1 pseudogene is annotated in these 1689 nt (G+C 69.5%); it reads right to left on the reverse strand.

Features of this window, described 5'->3' with window-relative positions:
- Positions 1-1689, reverse strand: a pseudogene (locus ABD345_RS39850) (RHS repeat domain-containing protein); the annotation flags it as partial.

The raw sequence follows: 1689 nt of genomic DNA on the forward strand, positions 1-1689 counted from the left end.
CCCTGTGTCTGCTGGGGCTTGCCGATGGCGTCGTAGCCGTAGGTGATGTCCTCGGTGAGCAGTCCGGCGATGCCGGGGTCGCGCTGGGTGAGCAGTTGCTGGGTGGTGGGCGAGTAGGTGAAGGTGGTGCTGTAGGTGGTCGGGAGCGGTGCCTCGGTGGCGGGCAGCTTGACCGTGGTGCCGAGCGGCTTGCCGAGGCTGGTGTAGCCGGTGGTCTGGACGACGTAGGGGTCGGTCACGCCCGGCACGTAGCGCGCCGAGTAGCTCAGCTTGCCGACCTGCAGGGTGTCGTACTTCCAGACCCCGAAGGTGAAGTTGCCGTTGGTTCGGTCCACCGCGCTCAGCTTGCGGCCCAACAGGTCGTAGGTGTAGCCGAGTTCGACGCCCCGGGCGTCGATCGTGCCCACCTGGTTCGCGGCGTCGTCGTAGCTGTACTGCGTCGTCCCGGCGTCCGGGTCGGACTGTCGCACCTTCCGGCCGAGCAGGTCGTAGGTGGAGAGCCAGACCGAGCCGTCCGCGGCCTCGACCCTGGTCGGCTTGCCGTTCAGGTCGTAGGCGTACTTGGTGGCGTCCAGCGTGCCACCGGTCGCGACCCAGCCTCCCGTCGCCGATCCGGTGATCGTGGGTGCCGTGGTGTACTGGTCGATCTCGATCTGCCGGTCGCGCCCGTCGGTCAGCTTCCGGGTGGTGATGCCACCGGCGCGCGGCACCACCAGGGTGCTGTCACCGGTGTACACGTTCTTCGTGCCCATCCCTTCGACCGCGCTGCCGCGCTGTTCCTCGGAGGTCCCGGTGATCCGGCCCATTCCGTCGTGTTCGGACAGCGTGGTGGCCGGAATGGTGAGCTGAGCGGCGGTGGCCACCGTGCTCCGGGGCGTGCCGGCCACGTTGAAGGTGTTGGCGAGGACGGTCCAGCCGTGCGAGTCGTACTGGGTGTCCGTCACGGTCATCGAGTTGTTCTCGCCGGTCGCCTGGGTCTGCCGGGGCCGCAGCAGCGCGTCGTACAGCGCCACCGAGGACACGTACGAACCGTTCTCCATCAGGGTCTTGGTCGTGATCGCGGACGCACTGGCCGTGTTGACCGCGTACTCGTACTTCATCGACGCCGGCTGGTTGGCGGCCTTGGACTGGGACGGCAGCCACACCGCCGTGGACCGGCCCAGGTTGTCGTAGACCGTCGAGGTCCGCAGGTTCGCGGGGTCGACCTTCTCCAGCGGCAGGCCCCGGGCGGCATCAAGGGTGATCGTCGTCGTCTGGTAGGTCGGCGAAACACCGCCGGTCACCTGCGACTTCGTCACGGTCCCGGTGGGCACCGCCCCGGTGGCGGGGGTGTAGGTGGTGGTGGTGCTCTGGGCCAGGCTGCTGCCGTCGGGGGCGGTGGAGTCGGGCGTCCGCACGGTGGAGGCCGCACGGCCGTAGGAGTCGTAGCTGGTCCGGGTGGCGGTCACGAAGGCCGTCGCGTTGGGTCCGCTGGCCGCCGAGGCGACCTCGGAGCGGGTCGGTTCGCCCTTGCTGGGTGCGGTGCCGCCGCCGGCGCCGTCCCAGGTGAAGGCGTTGTTGTCGTAGGAGGTGCGGCTGTCACTGAGCAGTGCCCCGGTCGGGGTGGCCCCGGCGTTGGGGCAGTCCTGGGTGGTGGTGATGGTCTCGGCGGTCAGGGCCAGCGACTTGGCGGAGTTGACCGCGTACCGG

The sequence above is a fragment of the Kitasatospora saccharophila genome (assembly GCF_039529925.1).
GTDB classification, from domain to species: domain Bacteria; phylum Actinomycetota; class Actinomycetes; order Streptomycetales; family Streptomycetaceae; genus Kitasatospora; species Kitasatospora saccharophila.